The organism is Novosphingobium sp. HNCC26DJ243 (genome assembly GCF_057180545.1).
Map to the genome: position 1 here is coordinate 86,571 of NZ_JBXUGN010000004.1, position 23,465 is coordinate 110,035.

Annotated in this window: 26 protein-coding genes; 3 read left to right on the forward strand and 23 right to left on the reverse strand. The window is 63.3% G+C overall.

Annotation, left to right across the window (positions count from 1 at the left end; all coding sequences use genetic code 11):
- Window positions 1-2: 2 nt before the first annotated feature.
- The 3 genes from AC2A04_RS12955 to AC2A04_RS12965 all read left to right on the forward strand — a co-directional run bounded on the left by AC2A04_RS12955 (window position 3) and on the right by AC2A04_RS12965 (window position 2,777).
- Window positions 3-1,076 (forward strand): alkene reductase, encoded by a 1,074-nt coding sequence (locus AC2A04_RS12955; protein ID WP_484212763.1) that lies wholly within the window; start codon window positions 3-5, stop codon window positions 1,074-1,076.
- Between the two features lie 13 nt (window positions 1,077-1,089).
- Window positions 1,090-1,890 carry an SDR family NAD(P)-dependent oxidoreductase gene (locus AC2A04_RS12960; RefSeq protein ID WP_484212764.1) on the forward strand — a complete coding sequence of 267 codons (801 nt, stop codon included), beginning with the start codon at window positions 1,090-1,092 and terminating at the stop codon, window positions 1,888-1,890.
- Between the two features lie 113 nt (window positions 1,891-2,003).
- Entirely contained in the window at window positions 2,004-2,777 is a 774-nt protein-coding gene (locus AC2A04_RS12965) for an SDR family NAD(P)-dependent oxidoreductase (protein ID WP_484212765.1), read from the forward strand.
- Here AC2A04_RS12965 and AC2A04_RS12970 read toward each other — a convergent pair.
- Genes AC2A04_RS12970 through AC2A04_RS13080 form a run of 23 tightly spaced genes read right to left on the reverse strand, consistent with a single transcriptional unit; the run spans window position 2,762 to window position 23,460 of the window.
- Window positions 2,762-3,541 carry a sugar phosphate isomerase/epimerase family protein gene (locus AC2A04_RS12970; RefSeq protein WP_484212766.1) on the reverse strand — a complete coding sequence of 260 codons (780 nt, stop codon included), beginning with the start codon at window positions 3,539-3,541 and terminating at the stop codon, window positions 2,762-2,764. The two genes, AC2A04_RS12965 and AC2A04_RS12970, sit on opposite strands and share 16 nt — an antisense overlap.
- Before the next feature lie 59 nt (window positions 3,542-3,600).
- Window positions 3,601-3,990 (reverse strand): steroid Delta-isomerase, encoded by a 390-nt coding sequence (locus AC2A04_RS12975; RefSeq protein WP_484212767.1) that lies wholly within the window; start codon window positions 3,988-3,990, stop codon window positions 3,601-3,603.
- A gap of 17 nt (window positions 3,991-4,007) precedes the next feature.
- The gene (locus AC2A04_RS12980; protein WP_484212768.1) at window positions 4,008-5,246 is read right to left on the reverse strand and encodes a helix-turn-helix transcriptional regulator; all 1,239 of its coding nucleotides are present in this window, start codon (window positions 5,244-5,246) and stop codon (window positions 4,008-4,010) included.
- On the reverse strand, window positions 5,236-6,003 hold the full coding sequence (locus AC2A04_RS12985) for an SDR family NAD(P)-dependent oxidoreductase (protein ID WP_484212769.1): 768 nt from the start codon (window positions 6,001-6,003) through the stop codon (window positions 5,236-5,238). Before AC2A04_RS12985 ends, AC2A04_RS12980 begins: the two co-directional genes overlap by 11 nt.
- Before the next feature lie 27 nt (window positions 6,004-6,030).
- A complete protein-coding gene (locus AC2A04_RS12990; RefSeq protein WP_484212770.1) occupies window positions 6,031-7,578 on the reverse strand; it encodes a FadD3 family acyl-CoA ligase in 1,548 nt (515 codons plus the stop codon).
- A 23-nt stretch (window positions 7,579-7,601) separates the two neighbouring features.
- Window positions 7,602-8,804, reverse strand: coding sequence for a thiolase family protein (locus AC2A04_RS12995; RefSeq protein ID WP_484212771.1), 1,203 nt, complete (start codon window positions 8,802-8,804; stop codon window positions 7,602-7,604).
- Between the two features lie 23 nt (window positions 8,805-8,827).
- A complete protein-coding gene (locus tag AC2A04_RS13000; RefSeq protein ID WP_484212772.1) occupies window positions 8,828-9,205 on the reverse strand; it encodes a steroid Delta-isomerase in 378 nt (125 codons plus the stop codon).
- 6 nt (window positions 9,206-9,211) lie between these two features.
- Window positions 9,212-9,670 (reverse strand): MaoC family dehydratase, encoded by a 459-nt coding sequence (locus AC2A04_RS13005; RefSeq protein ID WP_484212773.1) that lies wholly within the window; start codon window positions 9,668-9,670, stop codon window positions 9,212-9,214.
- Between the two features lie 2 nt (window positions 9,671-9,672).
- The gene (locus AC2A04_RS13010) at window positions 9,673-10,458 is read right to left on the reverse strand and encodes an SDR family oxidoreductase (RefSeq protein WP_484212774.1); all 786 of its coding nucleotides are present in this window, start codon (window positions 10,456-10,458) and stop codon (window positions 9,673-9,675) included.
- A complete protein-coding gene (locus AC2A04_RS13015; RefSeq protein ID WP_484212775.1) occupies window positions 10,455-11,633 on the reverse strand; it encodes an acyl-CoA dehydrogenase family protein in 1,179 nt (392 codons plus the stop codon). Before AC2A04_RS13015 ends, AC2A04_RS13010 begins: the two co-directional genes overlap by 4 nt.
- Window positions 11,630-12,697, reverse strand: a complete 1,068-nt coding sequence (locus tag AC2A04_RS13020; protein ID WP_484212776.1) for an acyl-CoA dehydrogenase family protein — start codon at window positions 12,695-12,697, stop codon at window positions 11,630-11,632. The genes AC2A04_RS13015 and AC2A04_RS13020 overlap by 4 nt, the downstream gene beginning before the upstream one ends.
- A gap of 29 nt (window positions 12,698-12,726) precedes the next feature.
- A complete protein-coding gene (locus tag AC2A04_RS13025; RefSeq protein ID WP_484212777.1) occupies window positions 12,727-13,632 on the reverse strand; it encodes an SDR family oxidoreductase in 906 nt (301 codons plus the stop codon).
- 16 nt (window positions 13,633-13,648) lie between these two features.
- Window positions 13,649-14,095, reverse strand: coding sequence for a nuclear transport factor 2 family protein (locus AC2A04_RS13030; RefSeq protein ID WP_484212778.1), 447 nt, complete (start codon window positions 14,093-14,095; stop codon window positions 13,649-13,651).
- Window positions 14,092-14,742 (reverse strand): gamma carbonic anhydrase family protein, encoded by a 651-nt coding sequence (locus tag AC2A04_RS13035; RefSeq protein WP_484212779.1) that lies wholly within the window; start codon window positions 14,740-14,742, stop codon window positions 14,092-14,094. The genes AC2A04_RS13030 and AC2A04_RS13035 overlap by 4 nt, the downstream gene beginning before the upstream one ends.
- A 13-nt stretch (window positions 14,743-14,755) precedes the next feature.
- Window positions 14,756-15,907 carry an acetyl-CoA C-acetyltransferase gene (locus AC2A04_RS13040; protein ID WP_484212780.1) on the reverse strand — a complete coding sequence of 384 codons (1,152 nt, stop codon included), beginning with the start codon at window positions 15,905-15,907 and terminating at the stop codon, window positions 14,756-14,758.
- Entirely contained in the window at window positions 15,900-16,931 is a 1,032-nt protein-coding gene (locus AC2A04_RS13045) for an acyl-CoA dehydrogenase family protein (RefSeq protein WP_484212781.1), read from the reverse strand. The genes AC2A04_RS13040 and AC2A04_RS13045 overlap by 8 nt, the downstream gene beginning before the upstream one ends.
- A 14-nt stretch (window positions 16,932-16,945) precedes the next feature.
- A complete protein-coding gene (locus tag AC2A04_RS13050; protein WP_484212782.1) occupies window positions 16,946-18,091 on the reverse strand; it encodes an acyl-CoA dehydrogenase in 1,146 nt (381 codons plus the stop codon).
- Window positions 18,091-18,846: an enoyl-CoA hydratase family protein gene (locus AC2A04_RS13055; RefSeq protein ID WP_484212783.1), complete on the reverse strand. Its 756-nt coding sequence runs from the start codon at window positions 18,844-18,846 to the stop codon at window positions 18,091-18,093. Before AC2A04_RS13055 ends, AC2A04_RS13050 begins: the two co-directional genes overlap by 1 nt.
- Window positions 18,847-18,857: 11 nt before the next feature.
- Window positions 18,858-19,952 carry an NAD(P)H-dependent flavin oxidoreductase gene (locus AC2A04_RS13060; RefSeq protein ID WP_484212784.1) on the reverse strand — a complete coding sequence of 365 codons (1,095 nt, stop codon included), beginning with the start codon at window positions 19,950-19,952 and terminating at the stop codon, window positions 18,858-18,860.
- The gene (locus AC2A04_RS13065; RefSeq protein WP_484212785.1) at window positions 19,952-20,851 is read right to left on the reverse strand and encodes an enoyl-CoA hydratase; all 900 of its coding nucleotides are present in this window, start codon (window positions 20,849-20,851) and stop codon (window positions 19,952-19,954) included. The genes AC2A04_RS13060 and AC2A04_RS13065 overlap by 1 nt, the downstream gene beginning before the upstream one ends.
- 13 nt (window positions 20,852-20,864) lie before the next feature.
- A complete protein-coding gene (locus tag AC2A04_RS13070) occupies window positions 20,865-21,659 on the reverse strand; it encodes a CoA-transferase subunit beta (RefSeq protein ID WP_484212786.1) in 795 nt (264 codons plus the stop codon).
- Complete coding sequence (locus AC2A04_RS13075; RefSeq protein WP_484212787.1) at window positions 21,659-22,540, reverse strand: CoA transferase subunit A; 882 nt, start codon at window positions 22,538-22,540, stop codon at window positions 21,659-21,661. Before AC2A04_RS13075 ends, AC2A04_RS13070 begins: the two co-directional genes overlap by 1 nt.
- Window positions 22,537-23,460: a VOC family protein gene (locus tag AC2A04_RS13080; protein WP_484212788.1), complete on the reverse strand. Its 924-nt coding sequence runs from the start codon at window positions 23,458-23,460 to the stop codon at window positions 22,537-22,539. The genes AC2A04_RS13075 and AC2A04_RS13080 overlap by 4 nt, the downstream gene beginning before the upstream one ends.
- Between the last annotated feature and the right edge of the window lie 5 nt (window positions 23,461-23,465).

Consider the following 23,465-nt stretch of genomic DNA (forward strand, 5'->3'; position numbering starts at 1 on the left):
CAATGTCCTCCGACATCTTCAGCCCCGGCCGTCTCGGGGCAATCGAACTAGCCAACCGCGTGGTCATGGCCCCCATGACTCGCGACCGCGCAGGCCCCGGAGACGTGCCGACCGACCTGATGGCGGATTACTACCGCCAACGCGCATCGGCCGGCCTGATCATTACCGAAGGAACGCAGCCCAGTCCGTCGGGCAAGGGGTATTGGCGAACGCCCGGGATCCACTCGCCCGGCCAGGTTGCGGGCTGGCGCAAGGTCGCCGATGCGGTCCATGCCGAGGGCGGCCGCATCGTGATGCAATTGATGCACGTGGGCCGGGCATCAGTGAGGGCCAACAAGGCGGATGAGGCCGAAACCGTCGCTCCCAGCGCCATCGCTTGCCCAGACCTTATCCCTGGCCCCGACGGCATTCCGGTATTGCCCGAGATGCCGCGGGCGCTCGCGGCATGCGAGATCCCGCAGATCATTTCCGAATATGTCGCAGCTGCGCGCAATGCCATCAACGCGGGCATGGACGGGATCGAACTGCACTGTGCCAGCGGCTACCTGCCAATGCAGTTTCTTTCGTCCAATTCCAACCTCCGAACCGACACATATGGAGGCAGCGCGGAAAACAGGGTTCGTTTTGTAGTCGAAACGCTCGCGGCGCTGGCCGCCACTGTCGGCGCCGGTCGCGTCGGCCTTCGTATCTGCCCAGGCGTGCGCTTCAACGGGATGGACGATGCCGACCCTGTCGAAACCTACACGACGCTGCTGCGTGCGATCGACCCTCTTGGCCTTGCCTATTGCCACCTCATCCACATTCCCAACCAAGGCTTTGACTCGCTGGATCTGGTCAACGCGCACTGGTCGGGTCCGGTGATCGCCAATTGCGGGCTGACACTGGACAAGGCACAAGCGCTTCTCGCCGATGGACGCGCAAATGCGGTTTCGTTCGGATTGGCCTACATCTCCAATCCCGACCTTGTCAGCCGGCTGCGCCATGGGAAAGATCTGGCAAAGCCCGACCGGGCGACGTTCTATACAGGCCACGGCGACGATACGCGCGGCTACACCGACTATCCGCACGCGGATTGAAAGGATGAATAAGATGCAAAGGCTTGCCGACAAACGGGCTGTCGTCACCGGCGGCGCGCAGGGCATCGGCGCTGCCGTTGCCCGCCGCCTCGCCGACGAGGGCGCACTGGTGGCCGTCTTGGACCTGTCGGTCAATGTGGCCAGCGAGCTGCTCGATTCCCCACATTTCGCCCTCGACTGCGACGTGGCCGACAGTGGATCCGTCGATGCCGCCTTCGCGGAGATCGAGAGGCGGTTCGGCGGGGTCGACATCCTCGTCAACAATGCCGGCATTGGCAGTGCGCCGGGTGATGGCATGGCCGAATTCTATGCCGGACAGGCGGCGCGCGCGGCCGGCGACCTCTCGGCCCATGCCGACCAGACGATCCATTGCAGCGACGAGGCATGGTCCCGCGTGCTGGCCGTCACGCTCGACGGGGTGTTCCGCTGTTCGCGCGCGGCGGTCAGGATAATGGCCCGCCAGGGCATCGGTGGCGCGATCGTCAACATCGGATCGACCGCGGCGCTGGCCGGTAACGGGCCCGTTCCCTACGTTACGGCCAAGGCTGCGGTTTTGGGCATGACCCGCGCAATGGCGCGTGAACTTGCGCCGCGCGGCATCCGGGTCAACGCCGTGAATCCCGGCGCGACCGAAACCCCGATCTTCGCGGGCCTGCCCGCCGAGGTAAAGCAGTCGGTGGCGGCCGATGGCGTGATGAACCGGATGGCACATCCCGACGAGATTGCCGGCGCCGTTGCGTTCCTCGCCAGCAAGGACGCCAGCTTCGCGACCGGCAGCGCAGTCAATGTCAACGGCGGCTCGTGGTTCTCATGAGCTTGCGGCGAATGGACCCGCGCGCCTGAAGCCCCCCATATGCCGGAATGGGCGGAAGTACGCCCAGCCTGCGGAATGACAACAACGCGAGGATTGCCTGAATGATCGAGGACATGACGGGAAGGGTCGCATTCGTGACCGGCGGCAGCGACGGCATCGGACTGACCACGGCCCGGATGCTGCTCCGGCGCGGGGCTACAGTTGCCGTCTGCGGCAGGAACCCGGCAAAGCTCGAAGCCGCGCGCACGCAATTCGAGCGCTTCGGGAGGTTTGAGGCGCACTCTCTCGACGTCGCGGACGATCAGGCCCTGACCGCGCTGATCGAGCACATCGCCGACCGGCATGGCCGCCTCGACATGCTGGTGAACAACGCCATGTCGCTGCATTTCGCCCCGATCGCCTCACTGTCGCTGGACGACTGGCGGAAGGACTTCGCGGTCAATGCCGATGCGGCGTTCGTCGCCACCAAGGCTGCGATGGCGATCATGGCAAGACAGGACATGGTGGGCCGGCAGCGCGGCGCGATCGTCAACATCGCCTCGACATGCGGGATCCGCGCGGCGCCGAACATGGCTGCCTATTCCGCCTCGAAGGCGGCACTCGTCCATTTCACCGCGGCGGCGGCGGTCGAGGGCGCCAGCCTCGGCATCCGGGTCAACGCCATCGTTCCCGGACAAGTGCAGACCGCCGCGACGAGAGCCTATGAGCAAGCCGCCCCGGAGCTCGCCGACGCGACGGCAAGGGCAATCCCGATGCAGCGCGGAGGCGAACCGGAAGAACTCGCGGAAGCCATCGTCTTCATGTTGTCCGACGCGGCCAGCTATATCACCGGGTCGGCCTTGCCGGTGGATGGCGGCAAGGCCGCGCAGCTCTACCTTCCGACCTGAGCCGCGCCGAGATCGAACATCGCCCGCGCGCTTGCCAGGGCGCGCCGAGCGAAGATTTCGACCGGATCGGCCAGCAGCGCCCGGCTCAGGATCTCGACGCTAACCGGGCCGCGATAACCGCGCGCGAGCAGGAGTTCGGCGAAGCGCCGGGTATCAAGCACCCCCTTGCCCGGAAAGGTTCGTCGATCCATCGTTTCGACAAGCAGATCATCACCCACAGGCTCTAGAGCATCGGCGATCTCGACATAGGCCAAGGCATCGAGCGGTGCGCTTTCGAGCGTCGCCCAGCCATCCGGATCGTGCGACAGATGCCAGATATCGACCATGGCACCCGCCAGATCACTGCCAACGTAGGCTACGATGGCCAAGGTTTCAGCCAGGGTGGCCAGTCCGCTGAACGGCAGGAACTCGATTGCCAGCCGCATCTGGCCGCCTTCCAGCATTGCACCACAAGCAGCCTCGACAGCCTCCCTTCGCGCCTCTCGGTCCGGGCCGGTGACATTGACCTGCAACGTATGAACGTCCAGTTCACTGGCCATTCTTGCCGAGGTCACCAGTTGTTCGAGTGCCTGCGCGCTTCCGTCAAGCATGGCGCAGGCCACAAGCGGGCCTGCCGATATTCCGGCGTCGCGCAGAAGCACGGAAAGCATGCCCATGGTCTTTCCCGAGGCCTCCCATGCGCAAAGCGAGGCAAGATCGAGCCCGATCAGATCGAAGCCCACTCTGGCGCAGGCATCGATCGTCTCTGGAAGCTTCGGCGTCAATCCATACCACGGAGACCGGCAAAAGTGGTTGAAGCTGAAAGATTGCACGGCAGGCGGGGTCATGCGGCAGGGCCAATGTCATCAGGTCCCCAGAACGCTCGCAGACTGACGATCCGCCCCTCGGAGTCGAAGCGGCAGGCATCAGCCGAACGGATCCGCAGCGGCGCTCCGCCCGGCGGTGTAAACTCCACATCGAAAACAAGCAGGGCTTCATCGGCATGCGAGCCCCGATGCGGAGCGACGGGCGTGATGCGGGTATTGTAAGCGACAGTGTCGGCAAACCATGCAGCAATGGCATCTCCGGTGCGCGGTTGCGATCCGATCGGGTCCTCAATGATCGCGTCCGGAGCAAAAAGCGCTATGACGCCGGCCGCATCCCCGGCGTTGATCCGGTCCACATAAGCCTGAAGCGTCGCCTTCATTCTGGCCTGCGTCGAAAGTTCGTCCATAGCCTGCCTCTCTGTCATTAGACCCGGAACGACCCAAGCAGGGCCGTCAACTGGGCCTGCCGGTTCACGCCGGTTTTCTGAAAAATCGATCGCAGATGCACCTTGGCCGTGTTGTGCGCGATGCCCAGACGCCTTGCCGCATCAACCAGACCGTGGCCTTCGGCCAGGACCGCAGCCAGCTTCGCTTCGGCCATGGTGAGGCCCAGCAGGTCGCGCAGGGCCTGAGTATCGGCACAGACGTCCGGCGCAGCCTTGGCGATGAACAATGCGAGTGCGCCTGCACCTGCGTGAATGGCCTGGAGATCGAGCGGTCTGGCCGTCACGACCAGATCGCCAAGTGTGGGACGCTCGATCCGAAAACGGGCAATTCGTGCAGGACCCGCTCCTGAGAGCAAGCCCGCCACCATTCGCGCATGAGCCGGCAAGCTCAAGGCAAGCTCATCATTTCGTCTGGACAATCCGCGTCCCTCGGCCAGCAGGTGATCGGCCAGTTCATTGCTGCTGACAATCCGCCAGTTCCGGTCAAGCACCAGCAGCCCCAGACCAAGGCCCTGTGCGGTGGTGTGGAACATGCCGTGCTGCGCGCCGGCAAACTGCAACCGTTCGAACAGGCGTACAGCGGTGCGCAAGTGCGGTGCCAGTGCCTCGAATCGTGCGCGATCGAGCCTGCTGAAATCGGGAAGAGAATTGTGGCGAGTCAGCCGAAACCGGGCTTCGTAGCGGGCATCGTCAAAGTGTCCTGCGCGCGCGCCAGCGGTGCCGAAGCGCAAGTCCAGGCCAAGCACCTGGTCAAACCCGCTCCGTCTCATCACGTGACGATATTCGGGATAGGCATCAGGTGGGAGCCCCGCCATGAAATCGGCATAGGACGTGACCTTGCCCTCGACCAGTCCCTGAAAGGGATCGTCTGCGAACAGGCGTTGCATGTAATTGTCATTGAATTCGGCACTGCTGCCCGGCGTCAGGAACGTTGCCGGCTGGTCCTTGCCCTGCGCGGTAATGATAAGGGTTGCATGGGATGAGCCGCTCCAGCGCGCAAGTGCCTCAAGAAAGTGCTGCCACGGCTGCGGCTGGTCGATCCCGGCATAGAGCCGGACGAGCAGATCGGAGAAATCGTGGTCCACGACACGGTCCATTGTCACAGGATATTGCGTGATCCGCGCCCGCTCCAACGCTAAATCGCCATTCACGCAAGCGCTGTCCGGCGCCATGACCGAGACGTCTCGCACGCGGCGCTGGATCCTGTCACGGTCCAACGGGCAACATGACAGGCGCGAACGTTGCGAGCAGCGCTGCATCGACGACCTGAGCCTGCCCGGTGATGAATCCTGCGGCCGGACTTGCAAGCCATAATGCCACCTCGGCCACGTGCTGCGCGCTTCCCATACCCCTGAGGGGAACGCGAGGCAGATCCTGCGGATCGATCATCGCCACGTCGGCAGCACCGATCAAAGGTGTTTCCACGCCGCCCGGACACAGCGCATTTATGCGTGCCCCGCGTGCTGCAAAGGCATCGACGCAGGATTTGACCAATCCAACCACGCCATGCTTCGCCGCGCTGTATGCAGGGTTCAGAGGATGACCCACCACCCCGGCCGCGGACGCGGTTACGACGACCGCCCCGCCTTGCGCAATCAGCGGTTCGACCGCTTTGATTCCGTTGAACGCCCCCTTCAGGTTGATGGCGATCATCCGGTCGAACATCGCCTCGTCAATGCTGTCCAGCCCCTCGGCGGCCCCGTAGAGGCCAGCATTGAGGAAGGCGACGTCGAGCCGCCCTGCCTGCGAAAGGATAGTGGCCGCCATTGCCTGATTGCTCGCATGATCGGCAACATCGACCAACACGGCGACAGCACCGCCGCCAATCTCGGCAGCAACCGCGCGGGCGCCATCCAGGTTGAGATCAGCACAGAACACGCGGGCGCCTTCCTGCGCAAAACGTGTTGCTGCCGCTCGTCCTATGCCTGACGCAGCCCCCGTGACGAGCACGACCTTGTCGATGAACCGGTCCATGTTTTACTCCAGCTAGGGGTTCGCAGTTTAGCGCAGGTCTGTTTTCAGGACCTTGCCTGCGGCATTTCTGGGGAGTTCCGAACGAATTTCGAAACTACGTGGAACCTTGAAGTTAGACATGTTCCTTCGCGACCAGGCGATAAGGTCGTCCTGCGAGGGGGCCTCGGCACCGGGGCGCAGGACGATGAAGGCCTTGGCCAATTCCCCCATAAGTTCGTCGGGCACCCCGATGACAGCCGCTTGCCCGATAGCCGGGTGCTTTGCGAGGATGGCCTCGATTTCGGCCGGGTAGACGTTGAAGCCACCCGTAATGAACATGTCCTTCTTGCGGTCGGTGATCTTAAGATAGCCGCGCTCGTCGATCAGGCCGATATCGCCGGTATGCAACCAGCCATCCTGGTCAACTGCTGCCGCGGTCGCCTCCGGATCATCCAGATAGCCGCGCATAACGCCGTGGCTGCGAACCCAGATTTCGCCCGGCTCCCCTGCCGGAACGTCCCGTCCGTCGTTGTCGGTGCACCGCACTTCGGTGCCGGGCAGCGGATAGCCGCACGTTTCGGAAATCGTGGTTGCATCGTCCCCCGGCAAAGTCATCGAAATGCAGCCGCATTCGGTCATGCCATAGCCATTGACGATGTTCGTCATGCCCAGTTCGCTTCGCATCCGCTCGACCAGGACCGGAGGCACGGGGGCCGCTCCCGTCACGGCCACGCGCAGGGTCGAGAAGTTGCGCGGGCGATCGCCCGCCAGCTCCTGCAGAAGCGACTGATAGATCGTCGGCGGCCCCGGAATGAAGCTTATCCGGTCTTCCTCGATCCTGCGCACGATCGTCGCCACATCGAATATTGCCATCGGCACGATCGTGGCGCCCCGGATAAGGCACGCCACCCAGCCAGCCTTGTAACCGAAGGTATGGAAAAAGGGATTGACGATCAAATAGCGGTCGCCGGCCCGCAGGTCGACCCGCGTGGACCAGTCGCCAAATATCTGTGTGGCTTGGACATGCGCGGTCAAGGCTCCCTTTGGCCGACCTGTCGTGCCGGAGGTAAAGATGATGTCGCAGATGTCGTCAGGCCCGACAGCAGCCAGGGCAACATCCACTGCGGGATCGTCCGCCCCCCGCCCTCTGGCGAGGAATGCTTCGAAATCCCGATCGATCCGGATTGTCTCGATCAGATCGGGAAGGTCTTCGTTCGCAATCAGCGCACAATAGTCCTGGCCAAGAAAGTCGGCAGGTGTGAACAGCAGTGTGACACGCGCCCGTCGCAAGACGTCGGCCGCTTCGCCACCCTTGAACCGCGTGTTCATCGGCACGATCGCCGCGCCTGCCGATTGCGCGCCGAGCGCGGCGAGGATCCATTCGCGCGTGTTGGGGGCCCAGATCGCTATGCGATCGCCGCGCTTCACCCCGCTGGCCAGCATGGCCGAAGCCGATTTCCGGGCGTCGGCCCAGAGCTCGGCAAATGTCCAGGTCTTGCCACCTTCGATCAGGCCAGGCTCGTCCGGCCACCGCTGCGCGGCGGCCTGTGCTGCGCCAGGTATCGTCGATGGCCATTTGCCCAACTGTTCGGTCATGGCACGGTCGTCCCTCACCGCGCTCAAGCGACTTCGAACAGGCCGGCCGCACCCATGCCGCCTGCGACGCACATCGAGACGACGACGTACTTCACGCCGCGTCGCTTGCCTTCGATCAGCGCATGCCCAACCAGACGCGATCCCGTCATGCCGAAGGGATGGCCGATGGCGATGCCACCGCCGTTGACGTTGAGCCGTGCCGGATCGATGTCCAGCTTGCGCTGGCAATAGACGGCCTGGCTCGCGAAGGCTTCGTTGATCTCGAACAAGCCGATGTCATCCAGCTTGACGCCAGCGCGATCAAGCAGCTTGGGGATGGCGAAAACCGGGCCGATTCCCATCTCGTCCGCGCCGCACCCGGCCACCTGAAACCCGCGATATATGCCCAGGACCGGGCGCCCTTCGGCCATGGCGGTATCAAGGTCCATCAGGACCTGCGCCGAAGCGCCATCGGACAGCTGGCTAGCGTTGCCAGCCGTCACGTGTCGGCCCTCGGCAATCACCTGGCCGTTCCTGAATACCGGCTTCAGAGCGGCCAGCGCTTCGTACGTCGTGCCCGCGCGGACGCCTTCGTCGCGGGTGAGGCTGACCTCCTCCTTGCCGGTCTCGTTGCCTTCCTTGTCGAACAAGGCCTTGGTAACCGTGATCGGAACGATTTCGTCGTCGAACTTGCCCGCTTCCTGCGCTGCGGACGCGCGCGCTTGCGAGAGGGCGGCAAATTCATCCTGCTCCTTGCGACTTACGCCATAGCGTTCGGCCACGATCTCGGCAGTCTCGATCATCACCATGTAGGCATAGGGGTCAGCTGCCTTGATGAATTCCGAGCGATTGCGGAACTGCGGCGCGTGCTTGTTGATGGTAAGCGAGATGCTCTCCATCCCGCCTGCCACGGCAACATCGATTTCGTTGCACATGATGCCGCGCGCGGCCAGGGCTATGGCGTTGAGACCCGACGAACACTTGCGATCGAGCGTGAAGCCCGCCGCCGTATCGGGCAGACGAGACCCATGGACCGTCAGACGACCAAGATTGTAGCTCTGCGTGTTCCAGTGATTGCCGACACCGAGGTAGACATCGTCGACCCGCGCCGGGTCGATCCCGGCACGGTCAAGCGCGGCATTGACCACATGCGACGAAAGTACGGGGGCTTCGGTGTCGTTGAAGGCGCCGCGGTAGGCTTTCCCGACGCCGGTGCGGGCGGTGGACACGATGGCAGCTTCGCGCATGAAAGTTCCTCTCAGAGACGGCTTCAGGCGAAGCCGTGCATGTTGGTCGGGCCGAAATAGGCGCGCATTTCGGTCACCTTGTTTTGCTCGTTGAAGCGGAAGGTATCGATGACATCGACGCGCAAGTCCTTCCCATCCATGGTCAGGTTCACGCTGAACGCGAAGGCCGCATAGTCGCCGGCGATGCGGACCGGCCCCTCCAGCCTGAGCTTGGCACCAGTTTGCATTGATGCCGTGTAGAACGCGAGAATCGCATCGTAGCCCATGTGCGGGGGGGTGCCGATAGGATCTTCGACACTGCCATCCGGCGCAAAGAGCGCTGCAACACGGTCCGGGCTTCCGACCTCGAAGGCGGCGACATATTCAAGCACTGCGGCTTCCATGGCTTTCGGATCAGGCATGACTACTCACTCCGGATAATAACGACTGATGGTATCCACGACGCAGGCTGGCTTTTCCTGCCCCTCGATCTCGACCGTGACCCGCACGACCGACTGGACTGCGCCCTTGATCTCCTCGACCGCCACGATTTCGCCGCTGCCGCGAATGCGGCTGCCGACTTTCACCGGTGAGAGGAACCGAACCCGGTCCGCGCCCACGTTTACTGCATGGGCAAAGCCGCGGACTTCGATCAGCTGCGGCAGAAAGTAATTGACCAGGCTCATGGTCAGGTACCCATGCGCGATCGTGCCGCCGAACGGCCCCGTCTTTGCACGTTCCACATCGACGTGAATCCACTGATGATCCCCTGTCACCTCGGCAAAGCCGTCAACGCGATCCTGCTCGATCGAGAGCCAATCCGTTGGCCCCAGCAGAGTGCCTTCCATGCCGTTCAGATCTGTGGGCCGCGCGAAGATCTTTGCCATGGTCATGCCTTCTGGCTCGAAACGGGCACAATCTCGCCTGTCATGTAGGATGACAGATCGCTGGCCAGGAAAAGCATGACATTGGCCACTTCCCAAACCTCGGCGGGGCGGCCGTAGGCCTCGGTCTTGACCAGTTCGGCAAGCCGCTCCTCGGTCGTCACCTTTGCCAGGAACGGGTGCATGGCAAGGCTGGGTGCCACGGCATTGATGCGGACTCCATGGTCTGCCGCCTCGAGAGCCGCGCATCGCGTAAAGGCCATGACCCCTGCCTTGGCAGCCGCATAATGCGCCTGTCCGCGTTGCGCGCGCCAGCCCAGTACCGAGGCGTTGTTGACCATCACGCCCGACTTGTTGGCATACATCGAGGGCAGGAATGCGCGGGTCATGCGAAAAAGGCTGGTCAGCGTCACGTCGAGCACGCGGCTCCACTGGTCATCGGCCATGTCGACCACGTCGACCTCGCCGCCGAGGCCGGCATTGTTGATCAGAACATCAACTTTGCCCAGCGCATCAAGCGAAGCATCGCGCAGCGCCCGGACAGCGTCCTCGCTGGTAACGTCGCACACGAACGTGGCGGGACGCTCGCACCCCACCTCGTTCGCAATCCGGTCGGCTGCTTCAGCAAGACGGCGCTCGTGAAAATCGCTGATCAGCACACGCGCGCCTTCCTCGGCAGCACGCTTTGCCACGGAAAAGCCAATCCCGGTCCCGGCAGCGGCAGTGATCACCACGGTTTTGCCCTTGAGCATTCCCAAAGGGGTCGGATAGGCTGGAACGGGAACGGTCATGCATTGCCTCGTGGTTCGCGCGGGAGTCCGAGACCGCGCTCGGCGATCAGGTTTCGCTGGATCTGGTTGGTGCCGCCGTAGATCGTGTCGGAGCGGCTGAAGAGATAGAGATTGGGCAGCATCGACCAGCCGTGGGATGCGCCCTGTGCCAGTTCGCCATCCTGCCCCAGCACGTCCATCGCAAGTTCGCCAAGATCGCGGCGCCAGGTGGCCCATTGGATCTTGTAGGTCAGGGCGGCCCCGTCGATTGCGGACAGGTCGGTGTTGGATAACATCCGCAATGCGCCATAACGCATCAGCCGCAGCCCGATCTCTGCCTTGGCAATGCGCTGGCGCAGGACCGGATCGCCGGCCTTGCCGTTGGCCTTGGCGGCCTCGATCACGGCATCCAGCTCGTTGCGGAACTGCATCTGCTGGCCAAGGGTCGAAACGCCGCGCTCGAATGCGAGCAGCGCCATCGCTACCTTCCAACCGTCGCCAGGCGCACCAAGCATGGCATCGGCGGGACAGCGCGCGTCGGTAAGGAACGTTTCGTTGAACTCGGCCTCGCCGTTCATCTGGCGGATCGGACGCACATCAATGCCCGGCTGGTCCATATCCATCAGCAGGAAAGACAAGCCCTTGGGGCCCTTCGAACCCTCTTCGCTCCGGGCAACGACAAAGATCATGTCCGAATAATGGGCAAGGCTCGTCCACACCTTCTGCCCGTTGACTACCCACTCGCCTGCATCAAGCCGCGCCTTCGTCTTCACGTTGGCAAGGTCCGAGCCTGCGTTCGGCTCGGAATAACCCTGACACCATATCTGCGTACCTCCCGCGATGCCGGGCAGATAGGACGCCTTCTGCTCGTCCGAACCGAAGGCGAGTATGGTCGGCCCGGCAAGTTCGACGCCGATGTGATTGATGCGGTTGGGTGCGCCGGCCCGAGCATACTCTTCGGCAAAGATAACCTGCTGCGCCAGCGTGGCCTCACGCCCGCCCCAAGCCTTCGGCCAACCGATGCAGGACCAGCGGTACGCCGCCAGTTGCTGCTCCCATTCCTTGCGCCGTTCAATTTTATCACAGAGGTTGGGAATGGCGCGAATGTCGGCAAATTCGCCGGCCATCTGGCCCTGCAACCACCTTGCGCAGTCGGCACGGAACGCCTCGTCTTCGGGTGAGAAGCCAAGCTTCATGCTGCAACCCCCAGTATCTTCGACGCGATGCGTTCACGGTGCCATTGGCTGTCACCGAACATCGAGGCGATCGAGCGCGCCCGCTTGAAAAAGAGGTGCGCGTCATGCTCCCAGGTAAAGCCGATGCCGCCGTGAAGCTGGATCATGTTGCCCGCACACATGTGGTAGGTATCGGCGCAGAAGGCCTTGGCGGCATGAACAGCGATGTCGGCCTCTTCACTTTCCTCGTCTATGGCACATGCCGCCCAATAGACGGCCGAACGCGCTTGCTCGATCTCGATCATCATGTCGGCCAGGCGGTGCTTGTATGCCTGGAACGAACCGATCTGGCGGCCGAACTGCACACGCTCCTGCGAATAAGCCACCGTGCGATCAAGCGTCGCCTGTGCGCCGCCCAGCGCTTCGGCTGACAGGCAGATCCAGCCGGTGACCTGCAGCGCTTCGATTGCTGCCGCCGCATCTCGCACAGTCTCGGCCCGCGCGCGATCCAGCGTGATCGTGGCGAGCGGACGGGTCTGGTCCATCGTGGCATGTGGCGTGACTGTCACCCCCGTCGCTTTCGCCTCCACCAGCCAGCAATTGCCCTCCGATACCAGCACTAGCAGGTCCGCGCTGCCGCCATGCGACACGAAGCGGACCGTGCCGCTAAGAGTATCGTCATCCGCGGTAATCGCACTGCACCACGAGACGCCAGCGATCGCCTTGCCCGACACAAGCTCGGGAACCCACCGCGCTTGCTGGTCCGTCGTGCCCCCAGCGGCCAATGCACGCGCTGCACAGGCATTGCCCAGCAGCGGCAAGGCCGAAACATGCGCCCCGGCTGCTTCGGCAACGAGGGCGAATTCGACCATGCCCAGGCCGACCCCACCCATTTCCTCGGGCACACCAATCCCGCCAAGACCCATCTCGGTGCAGAAACTGGACCAAAGCGCGCGGTCGATACCCGCATCGGCGCCCTCCGCGCTCATCGCCCGACGCGTGCGCTCGCTCGTGGCATTTTCTTCGAAGTAGGCCCGCGCGGTATCCGCGATCATGGCCTGTTCTTCGGTCAAGGTGAATTCCATCGGATCGCGTCCCTGATTGCCTGTGAAGCCTACGTCGTGCCCCAGACCTTGCGCGGCGGCACGCGGGCTTCCAGCAACTTTCCAACCGCCTCGCCGACTGCGATCGGCTCCCAACGCGCCTGCGCATCGACGAACGGGCCCTCGCGCCAGCCATCTTCCAGCATGATCTTCCCGCCTTCCAGCTCGAATACGCAGCCGGTCACGTGCGCGCTCTGGCTGCTGCCAAGCCAGACAACTGTGGGTGCGACGTTGGCCGGATCCATCACGTCGAACCCGACCTCGACCGACTTCATCTTTTCGGCAAAAGCACTTTCGGTCATCCGCGTGCGCGCTGAGGGAGCGAGCGCGTTGGCGGTTATGCCATAGCGGCCCAGTTCGGCTGCCTGGACCAGCGTGAGTGCGGCAATGCCCCCCTTGGCCGTTGAATAGGCCGCTTGCGCAATCGATCCCTGCAGGCCCGCCCCGCTCGATGTGTTGATGATGCGCGCATCCGGATCGCGACCGTCCTTCTGCTTGCTGCGCCAGTAATTTACCGCGTGTCGAGCAAGGCAGAAGTGACCACGCAGGTGGACGTGCATCGTCGCGTCCCATTCCTCGACCGTGGCCGAGACGAACATGCGGTCGCGGACGATCCCGGCATTGTTCACCACAACATGCAGGTCTCCGAACGCGTCGAGCGCGGCCTCGACGATGCGTCCCGCCGCATCCCAGTCGGTAATGTCCTCGTAATTGGCGATGGCCTTGCCGCCAGCGGCCTTGATTTCCTCGACCACGCGGTCCGCGGCGCTGGTGTCGCGCCCGTCGCCGCCCAGCGAAGTGCCGATATCGTTGACGACCACGTTCGCGCCCTCTGCCCCGAACGCCAGTGCATAGGCCCTGCCAAGTCCGCCGGCAGCGCCGGTAATGATGACGGTGCGATCGTCGCAAATGCCCACTTGGGTTCTCCTTGAATCAGGCTTCGGCAACCGGCAGCAGCAGGTGCTGCGAGAGGTCACCGGTGAAATCGAGCTTTGAATAATCGCGCGAGGCGAACCGCCAGGCGCCGTCGATGCGTTCGAAACTGTCATGATAGCGGCCCGATGCAATGGCTTGCAGCGGCATGGCGGGCGTGTGCTGGAACACGGTGTAGACCGAACGACACACTGCAGTACCGGCCAGCTCATCGATCTCGACAATCGGATTGCTAACGACATGGCGCGTGCGCGGCGTGCCGCAGGGGTGGATGCGCACGAATGCGCGCCACTGTTCGAGCAAGGCCGCCGAACCCTCGATGACCCGCCCGCCACCCAGCGAGATGCGGGCATTTGAAAACAGCGCGGCAGCGCCCTCCAGCTCGCCTGCATCCATCAGTTCAGCATAGCGATATAGCAGGTTTGTGATGGCGGTTGCGGCAATCACAAACCCGCTCCCGAGCCAACCGCGGCCGCTGCTTCGCGCCGTTCGGCGACCGGCCCGGAAAGCCGCACGGCAACCGCATCCGATGTGATGCGTGGGCGACCCGCTTCCGCTGCGACAAGCGGCTCGACCGCAACGATCTCGCCACCCACTGCTGCACGAGCGAGTTTCTGGTACTCGCCCTGGCCGTCGTTGCGCCAGGTCACCTGGTGAGCCTCGAATGATCGCACCACCTTGGCCGGGTTTCCAGCTACCAGACTGCGCGGCGGCACAATGGTGTCCGACTTGACCAGCGCCAGCGCTGCGACAAGGCTTTCGTCCCCGATCACGGCATTGTCGAGCACGACGGCGTTCATCCCGACCAGCGCGTTCTTGCCGATCTCGCAACCATGGATGATCGAGCCATGGGCTATCGTGGCGCCACGCCGGATTACTGTGTCTCGCAATTGGTTGGCATGTACGGTGACGCTGTCCTGGATCGAACTGTCGCCTTCCACCACGATCCGCCCGAAATCGCCGCGCAGGGATGCGCCGGGGGCTATAAAGCACCCGGGCCCAACGATCACGTCGCCGATAAGCGAGGCGAGCGGATGGACGAAGCTGGTCGGGTCAACAACCGGCACGATTCCCTGATAGGAATAGCACGTCACGGGGCCGGGCTCCTCAAAGCCGCTCGATGATGGTGACGTTGGCTTGCCCGCCACCTTCGCACATTGTCTGCAGGCCATAGCGACCGCCGGTGCGCTCCAGCGCGTTAAGCAGCGTCGTCATCAGCTTGGCCCCGGTCGATCCGATCGGATGCCCCAGCGCAATCGCACCGCCCTGAACGTTGACCTTCTCGTGCGGAATATCCAGCTCCTTCATCCAAGCCATCGGCACGGAGGCGAAGGCCTCGTTGCATTCGAACAGGTCGATATCGGACAGCTTCATCCCCGACTTCTGCATTGCATAACGAGTGGCGATGATTGGCCCGGTCAGCATCCAAACGGGATTGTCGGCCCGCACCGACATATGGTGGATGCGCGCACGTGGCTTGAGATTGTGTTCCTTCAGCGCCCGCTCGCTTACGATCAGCAACGCTGCGGCGCAGTCCGAATTCTGGCTGGCATTGCCCGCCGTGACTCGACCGCCCTCGCGCACCGGATTGAGCGAAGCGAGACCTTCCAGCGTCGTGCCCGGGCGGATCGTCTCGTCGCGATCAAGCCCTTCCAGCGGCACGATCTCGTTCCCGAACCAGCCCTGCTCGGTCGCATGCTGCGCGCGGCGATGGCTTTCAAAGGCGAAAGCATCCATCTCCTCACGGCTGATGGCCCACTTCTCGGCAATCATCTCGGCCGAGCGGATCTGGTTCACTTCCTCGTCGCCATAGCGCGCATCCCAGCCCTTGGCACCCAGGAACGGGCTTTCGAAGCCATAGGCTGCGCCGGCCGTCATTGCCGCCATGATCGGAATGCGGTTCATCGCCTGGCTGCCGCCAGCGACGACGATGTCCTGCGTGCCCGACATCACGCCCTGTGCGGCGAAGTGGACGGCCTGCTGCGCAGATCCGCACTGGCGGTCGATGGTCACGCCCGGCACGTCCTCGGCAAGGCCTGCAACGAGCCACGCGGTGCGACCGATGTCGCCCGCCTGCCCGCCGATGGTCTCGGTGCAACCCCACACCACATCCTCGACAAGCGCCGGGTCGAAATCATGCCGTCCCATCAGTTCGCGGATCGGGTGCGCGGCAAGGTCTGCCGGATGAATGTGGGCAAGGCTGCCCTTCTTCCGCCCGACAGGCGCGCGCACGGCATCGACGATATAGGCTTCAGGCATTGTATTTCTCGCGTGCAAAGGTCTGGTCGGCGCCAAGCGGCTGAGTGAAGATGCGAGCTGCGATGCGGCTGCGATGAAACGCAGGCGTCCCCCACGCAGCCTTCAGCGCCAGCGCACGTTTGAGGAAAAGATGGACGTCCACTTCCCACGAATAGCCCATCGCACCGTGAACCTGGATCGAAGCCCGCGCTGCTTTCTCCGCCGCTTGTAGTGCCGCGATCTTTGCTTCGGAGACGCGCGACCGCGAATGCACGTCGGCGTTGCCGATCTCGGCAGCAGCAGCAAGCACCACAGGACGCGCGAATTCGATCGCGGTTTGCGCGCTGGCCAAATGATGCTTCACCGCCTGATACGAGCCGATAGGCTTTCCGAACTGCATGCGGTCTTTGGCGTAGGCAACGGCTAGATCGACTGCCCGCTGCGCAAGGCCAAGCCCTTGCGCGGCTGCAAACAGCGAAGCGCGGTCGAGCGCCAGCGTCCAGTCGGCTGGGCCAAGATCTTCCGCCTTGCTCTCGTCCCACGCGATGCGAAACAGGCGGCGGAAGGGGTCAATGGTCTCGGCAGGCGTCAGCGTCACCTGATCCGAAGTGGCCAGATAGGCCCGACCATTTTTCTCGATCAGGATCGCCGCAGCAATGTCGGCATTCGCAACGACCGGATTGATCGCCGGAGCTACCGCTATGATCGCCGAAGGATCTGCCAGCACCCGATGTTCGGGCGCAAGGCTCGCCAGCAGCGGGGCGCCCACGCCGGCGCTCTCGGCCAGCGGTTCGGGCAGCGCGACATAGCCGGCCTCGATGGCGATCAGCGCCAGGTCCAGCTCGGTCAGTCCCATGCCGCCCGTCGCTTCGGGCAGGAGCAGAAGGGTAAAGCCGTTCTCGACGATCTGCGTCCAGCGTTCGGGATCGAAGCCTGCACCCTGTTCCATCATCTTGTGCCAATGGTCGGGCGTGCAGGTATCGCCCAGCAGCGTCCGCGCCGTCTCGGCAAACATCAGCTGTTCGTCGTTGAGGGTGAAGTCCATGAGCCTGTCCCTCCTCAGCGCGGCAGACCGAGCATACGCTCGGCTATTATGTTGCGCTGGATCTCGTTCGAACCGGCATAGATCGGTCCGGCAAGCGAGAAGATGTAGTCGTCGAGCCAATCGTGCTCACCCGTCGGCTGCAGCAGTTCGGCCTCGGCCCCGAGGATCGCCAGCGCGGTCTCGTGCAGATGGATGTCCATTTCCGACCAGAATATCTTGTTGGTCGAAGCCTCCGGCCCGATCTTCGCGCCCGCCATCAGCCGCGACGCGGTCTGGTAGATGTTGAGCGCATAGGCCTCGGCGTTCATGTGCGCGCGCACCACATCGGCTTCGAGAGCTGGATCGCAAATTTCCTTGCGGCTCTGCCACAAGGCAGCCAGCGCAGCGGCGGCTTCCTGGAAACGCGCCGGGCTGCGCAGCATCAAGCCGCGCTCGAACCCTGCGGTCGCCATGCAGATGTGCCAGCCCTGCCCTTCATCGCCCAAACGGTTGAAGGCCGGCACGCGGACGTTGTCGAGGAATATCTCGGCAAAGCCGACATGTCCGTTGATCTTGCGGATAGGATTGCGGGTGACACCTTCCTGATCGAGCCGGAAGAAGATCAGGCTCATGCCCTTGTGCCGCTCGCTCCCCGGTTCGCGGAACAGGCCGAATGCCCAGTCGGCAAAGGCCGCGCGGCTCGACCAGATCTTGTGTCCGTTGAGCACGTACTCGTCGCCCTCTTGCACGGCGGTCGCGCGCACCCCGGCAAGGTCGGACCCTGCCTGTGGTTCCGACCAGGCCTGCGCCCAGATTTCCTCGCCACTCGCCATCGGCGGCAGGAAACGCTGCTTCTGCTCGTGCGTGCCGAATTCCATCAGCGTCGGGCCGAGCAGGAAGATGCCGTTCTGATTGACGCGCCCCGGCGCTCCGGCGCGGTAGTATTCTTCCTCGAAGATCAGCCACTGGATCAGATCGAGCCCGCGCCCGCCGTATTCCTTGGGCCAGGTGACCATGCCCCAGTCGCCGCCCTTGAGCGTGGCTTCCCATTGGCGATGCGCCTCGAAACCCTCGCGCGTCGCGTCGTAGTGTTCGAGCGGGTGCTTCGGCACATGCGCTTCCAGCCACGCGCGAACCTCTGCGCGGAAAGCCTGCTGTTCCGGGGTATACGTCAGGTCCATCAGAACTTCGCCGCCTTGCCGGTTTCGACGAAGGCGTCGCGCGCACGCTGGCTATCTTCGTGCATGTACATTTCCAGGGTAAAGCCCTGCTCCCAGCGGTAACCACGGTCGACGTCGCGCGCCTCGAGGCCGTTCAGCGCCTCCTTGGCGATGACCAAGGCCTTGCGGCTCTTGGAGGCGATAACGCTGCAAAAGGCGTGCGCTTCGGCCACCAGGCCGGCGCGCGGCACCACCTTCTCTACCGCGCCAAGGCGATAGGCTTCCTGCGCCGGTATATTGCCGCCGGTAAAGAACGCCGCGCGCACCTTGTGCAGCGGCAGCATGCGCGACATGTGGCTCGCCCCACCCATCGCACCGCGATCCACTTCCGGTAGCGAGAAGAAGGCATCGTCGGCCGCGATGATCACGTCGCTCGCGCCGCAGATGCCGATACCGCCGCCAATCACGAACTTGTGCACGGCAACGACGACAGGGATTTCCGCTTCGTGGATCGCCTTGAACGTCAGGAAATTGCCGCGATTGAGCACGGTGATGCGCTCGGGATGCGCTTGCATCTCCTTGATGTCGACCCCGCCGCAAAAGCCACGCGAATCCTCTGCAGCGCGGATCAGCACGACATTGGCCTCGGGGTCTGTCGCCGCCTTCTTGACGATGGCGGGCAAGGACATCCACGTCTCGCTGTCAAACGCGTTGACCGGCGGCACATCGAACACGATCTCGGCGATGCGGTCCTTGATGGTAAGCGTGATCGGCATGGTATTTCCCTTCAGGCCGCGCTTGCCGCAGCGGCATTTCCACCGGGCACACCGAGCGCGACAAGGCGCTGCTCGGCTTCGGCCATGATGCGTGTCACAAGTTCCTGGCAGGTCGGCACTTCGGAAATCCGCCCTCCGACGACGCCCGTCGCCATCACGCCGTTCTCGATGTCACCATCGACCACGGCCTTCTGGATCAGCATCGGCATGGTCGCGGCCATCATCGCCTGGCGCAGCGGCACTTCGCCGTGACCGGTCATGCCTCTTGCCGCCTTGATAAAGTGCAGCCACGAAGCGCCGGTCTGGCGCTTCATCGCGGCGCCCGCCTCGAAGGCGCGCAACCACATGCCCAATGAGCCGGACTTCTCGATGCGATCCATCAACCGAGTACGCACCATGCGCTGCGGAATGCCATCGAGCTTGGTCGTCACGATGATCTGGTCGGTCCCGGCCTTGAGATACGCCGCCTTCGCGCTCTCCGGTATGGGACTTTCCTGCGTCAGCAGGAAGCGCGTGCCCATCGCGATGCCCACCGCACCATAGGCCAGCGCCGCTACCAGCCCGCGCCCGTCGGCAAACCCGCCGCTTGCGATAACCGGCACCCTGACCGCATCGAGCACTTGCGGCAGAAGAATCGTGGTCGGCACAGAACCGGTATGGCCGCCGCCCTCACCGCCCTGAACGTTGACCATGTCAACGCCCAGTTCTTCCATCTTCTTCGCATGCTTCACCGCACCCACTGTCGGTATGCACAAGATCCCGGCATCCTTGAACCGGCCGATCATCCTCGCGTTCGGTCCGCGCCCGAAGCTTACGGCGCGCACCTGTTCTGCATTGGCGAGGATCAGTTCAACAATCGCTTCCGCTCCGGGTTGGAACGAATGGAAGTTTACCCCGAACGGCCTGTCCGTGCCCTTGCGCACGGCAAGGATCTTTTCGCGGCATTCATCAGGAGTCATCACCGCCGCACCGAGGAAGCCGAAGGCCCCGGCATTGCTGCTGCCGATGACAAGGCTCGGCTCTGCCACCCAGCCCATTGCGGTCTGGATGATCGGAGCCTTGCAGCCAAGGCGCTCGGTGAGGACAGTTTGCAGCACGGTTGCCATCAGCTTTCGCCCGCTTGTCTCTTGTTCGCCGCAGCAGCCGAAGTTCCGCTCACCCCGGCGATCGAATTGCCGGTGACAAGATCGTTCTGCGCGTGGGCGAAGTGGTGCATGTGATAGACCGCATCCATCGCAGCGCGCTTTCCGCGCAATTCTTCGACGTGATTGACCGACTGCTTGGTCAGCCAGTTGCCCAGCCGCCCTTGCCCCGCCAGCTTGTTCGCCCATGCGGCGGTCGCCTCGCGCAACTCGTCCCGCGGCACCACCTTGTTGACCATGCCGAAGCTGTACGCCCGCGCCGCCGGCATGCGCTCGCCCAGCAACAGGAATTCCTTGGCCACGCGCGGCGGCAGTTCATAGGCATGGGCAAAGTATTCGACACCTGGAATGCCCATCAGCGGATTGACCGGGTCCTGGAAAAACGCATCATCCGAAGCGACGATCAGGTCGCACACCCATGCAAGCATCAGCCCTCCAGCCACGCAGGCGCCCTGCACCATGGCAATGGTCGGCTTGGAGATATCGCGCCAGCGGCGGCACATGCCGAGGTATTGCTCCTGCTCGCGCGTGTAGAGCAGCTCGGCGCCCGGCTTGTTGGTGTGCGGGGGGAACATGAGTCGCTTGTCGAATTCGTGGTGCAGGTCGCGGCCCGGCGTGCCGATGTCGTGGCCTGCCGAAAAGTGCTTGCCCTCTCCCGCCAGAACGATCGCCCGAACGTCGTCATCTTGCACCGCGCGGTTGAACGCATCGTCGAGCGCGTAGGTCATCTGCCCGTTCTGGGCATTGTTGAACTGCGGCCGGTTCATCGTGATCCATGCCACGCTATCGATCACCTCGTAACGAACGGGCTCTTCCATCTCGTAGACGATATCGACTTTCTTCGGCTCTACGAGGTCGGTCATGGCTTAATCTCCCTCAGGCGACGGCGCGAATGGCGGGCGGGTTGTCCTTGAGCACCGAGACGCGGACGTTGTGCGGATCGAGGCTGGCGATCACGGCCAGTTCTTCTGCCGTCGGCAGCCGCGTCACTTCCACGTTCTCGGCCTGGCACAGCGCAAACCCGGTCGCAGCCTGCACTTCCTCGAAAGTAACGCCCGGATGAAGCGAGACCACGCGGATGGCGTTATCCGGCCCGCCGAAATCCATCACGCACAGATTGGTCACAATTCGGCGCAGACTCACACCCGAGAAGTTGCCACCCGCAACGCGCTTGGCCGGATTGTAGCCGACGCCCGAGATCATATCGACCTCAGGCACGAACACGCGCGGTCCGTGTGCGGGGAAGAAGAACGAGTTGGGGTGGTAGATCGTATTGCCCGGAAAACCGCGCACGCCCAGCATCTGGGTCTTGGGCTTGTCGTAAGTGCCGCCCATGTACGAAAGGTTGATCTGGCCGAAGCGGTCAAGCTGCGTCGGAGTGACCATGGCGTGACGGCGGCCAGACCAAACCGCGCTGTCGAAGAAGCGCGAAAACGGCAGGTAGCCCGCCGGCTTGCGATCGTCGTACATGCGCGGACCTAGCGGCACCGGCTGCTCAACGAGGTAAGCCTCGCCATCGGTCATCATCAGTTCGGGCGTATGGGTCAGCTTGGCAAGGCCAGCCGCCACGCGAGGCACGGGCCCCACGCCAGTCGCCACGATTTCGCCATTGCCCCGGAAAGCTTCCGAACAGGCGACGATGCACAGGTCTACAAGAGTGATGTCGCTCATCAGAAAATCGGCAGCGAAAGAGCCGCTACCGCCTCCTTTCCGCCAATGGATTCAAGATATTCAGCTTCCGATGCACCAACGAACCGGTCCGCCACCGTCGCCCACTCGCCCGGATCGCGTGCAGCATCGGCGTAGGCCTTGAAGGCCTTCATGTCCCAGCCGTAGTGCGGAGGCATCGAGCTTGGATGCGCGCCGCACGGCATCAGGGTCACGCCCGAAACGAAGCAGCGTTCGAACAGGTTGTCCTGCGCGCCCTCCGGATAATGGTCTTCCATCCGGTCGACCAGCTCCTCGCACGAAACGTAAGTCTTTGCCGCAGCCTTTGCGAACCACTCGTCGTAATAGACGTCCGGCCCGAACACCTGCACGTTGCCGCGCCAGTCGCTGCGGTTGACGTGGATAAGTGCGGCATCGAGCTTGAGCGCCGGCATTGCGATCAGCGTCTCGCCATCGGCGTATGGCGACTGCACAGTCTTCAATTCACCGAGTTCTGCAAGATCGGTGCCCATCCCCACGCGGGTCGGGAGGAACGGCAGACCGAACGCGGCAGCCTTGAGACCCCACTGGAACATGCCTTCGTCTAGTTCCAGCACCTTCAATGCACCGCTTTCGCGAGCCTTGCGGAACCACGGTTCGAGCGGGATGGCATCAAGACTGACGAACGCGAACACCAGCTTCCTGACCTTGCCCGCCGCGCAGAGCATGCCGACATCCGCGCCGCCGTAGGCGACCACCGTCAGGTCCTTGAGGTCGGAACGCATGATCTCGCGCACCAGCGCCATCGGCTTGCGCCGGGGGCCCCAGCCGCCGATGCCGATGGTCATGCCATCGGACAATTGTGCGACGATTTCCGCCGCAGTCATTCTCTTGTCGAGGCTCACGCCTGTTCTCCCGATTGCTCTTCCAGAGCTTTCTGCCATGCCCAGACATGGCCCCATTCGCTCGGAACCAGATGCGCGGTCGGTGTCCAGTTGGTCGGATCGATCACAAGTGGATCGGCCCCGATCTCGATATCGAAGCCCGAAGGCGTCTGCATGTAGAAGCCGAAAGTCTGGTCGTTGACGTGGCGTCCGATCGAGGCGCTCTCGGGCACATTGTTGATGCGCATGCGATCGTAGCATTTGCCGACGTCGCTCTGCGTCTTCATCTCCAGCATGAGATGGATGCAGGCCGATGGCGGCACCGGCATTTCGGCAATGGCAATCGAGTGGTGTCGCCCATTGTCGGCGTGCATGAAGGCAAAGCCCATGCCCGGATCGTTTGGATCGTCCGAGAAGCGGAAGCGCGGGATGTCGGTGTCGCGGAAGCCGACCTCTTTATAGAAGGCGTGACTTTCGTCGAAATTGGGCGTGGCAAACACTGCATGGCCCATGCCCATGTCGCCGGTCACAAAACCGCTGACTCCCGCCGGGGAGACAAATTCCACATCGTCACGCTTGTCGCCCCAATAGAATTCGAGCCCGTTCCCCGATGGATCGGTGGTGGCAAAGAAGCCCGATACTCCCCGGGCCGCGGCGGCCTCCGCGCTGCCGTCGACAATGTCGCGGCCCAATTGCGCGATCGTGCCCCGCAGCGCCTCGAGTTCGCAAGCGTCGCCTACTTCATATCCGGCGGCGATCAGTTTCTCGGACTCGCCGGGCTCGATCCAGAAGCGAAACGGCCGATCATCGATACGGTAGGCCGTCACACCCGGCAAAGGATCGGCGGCACGCATGGCGCCCACGACCTGCGCCATGAAGCGATCCCATTCCGCTGTCTTTACCGTCGAAATCCTGACATAGCCCAGCGCCTTGATGCCCATTGCAG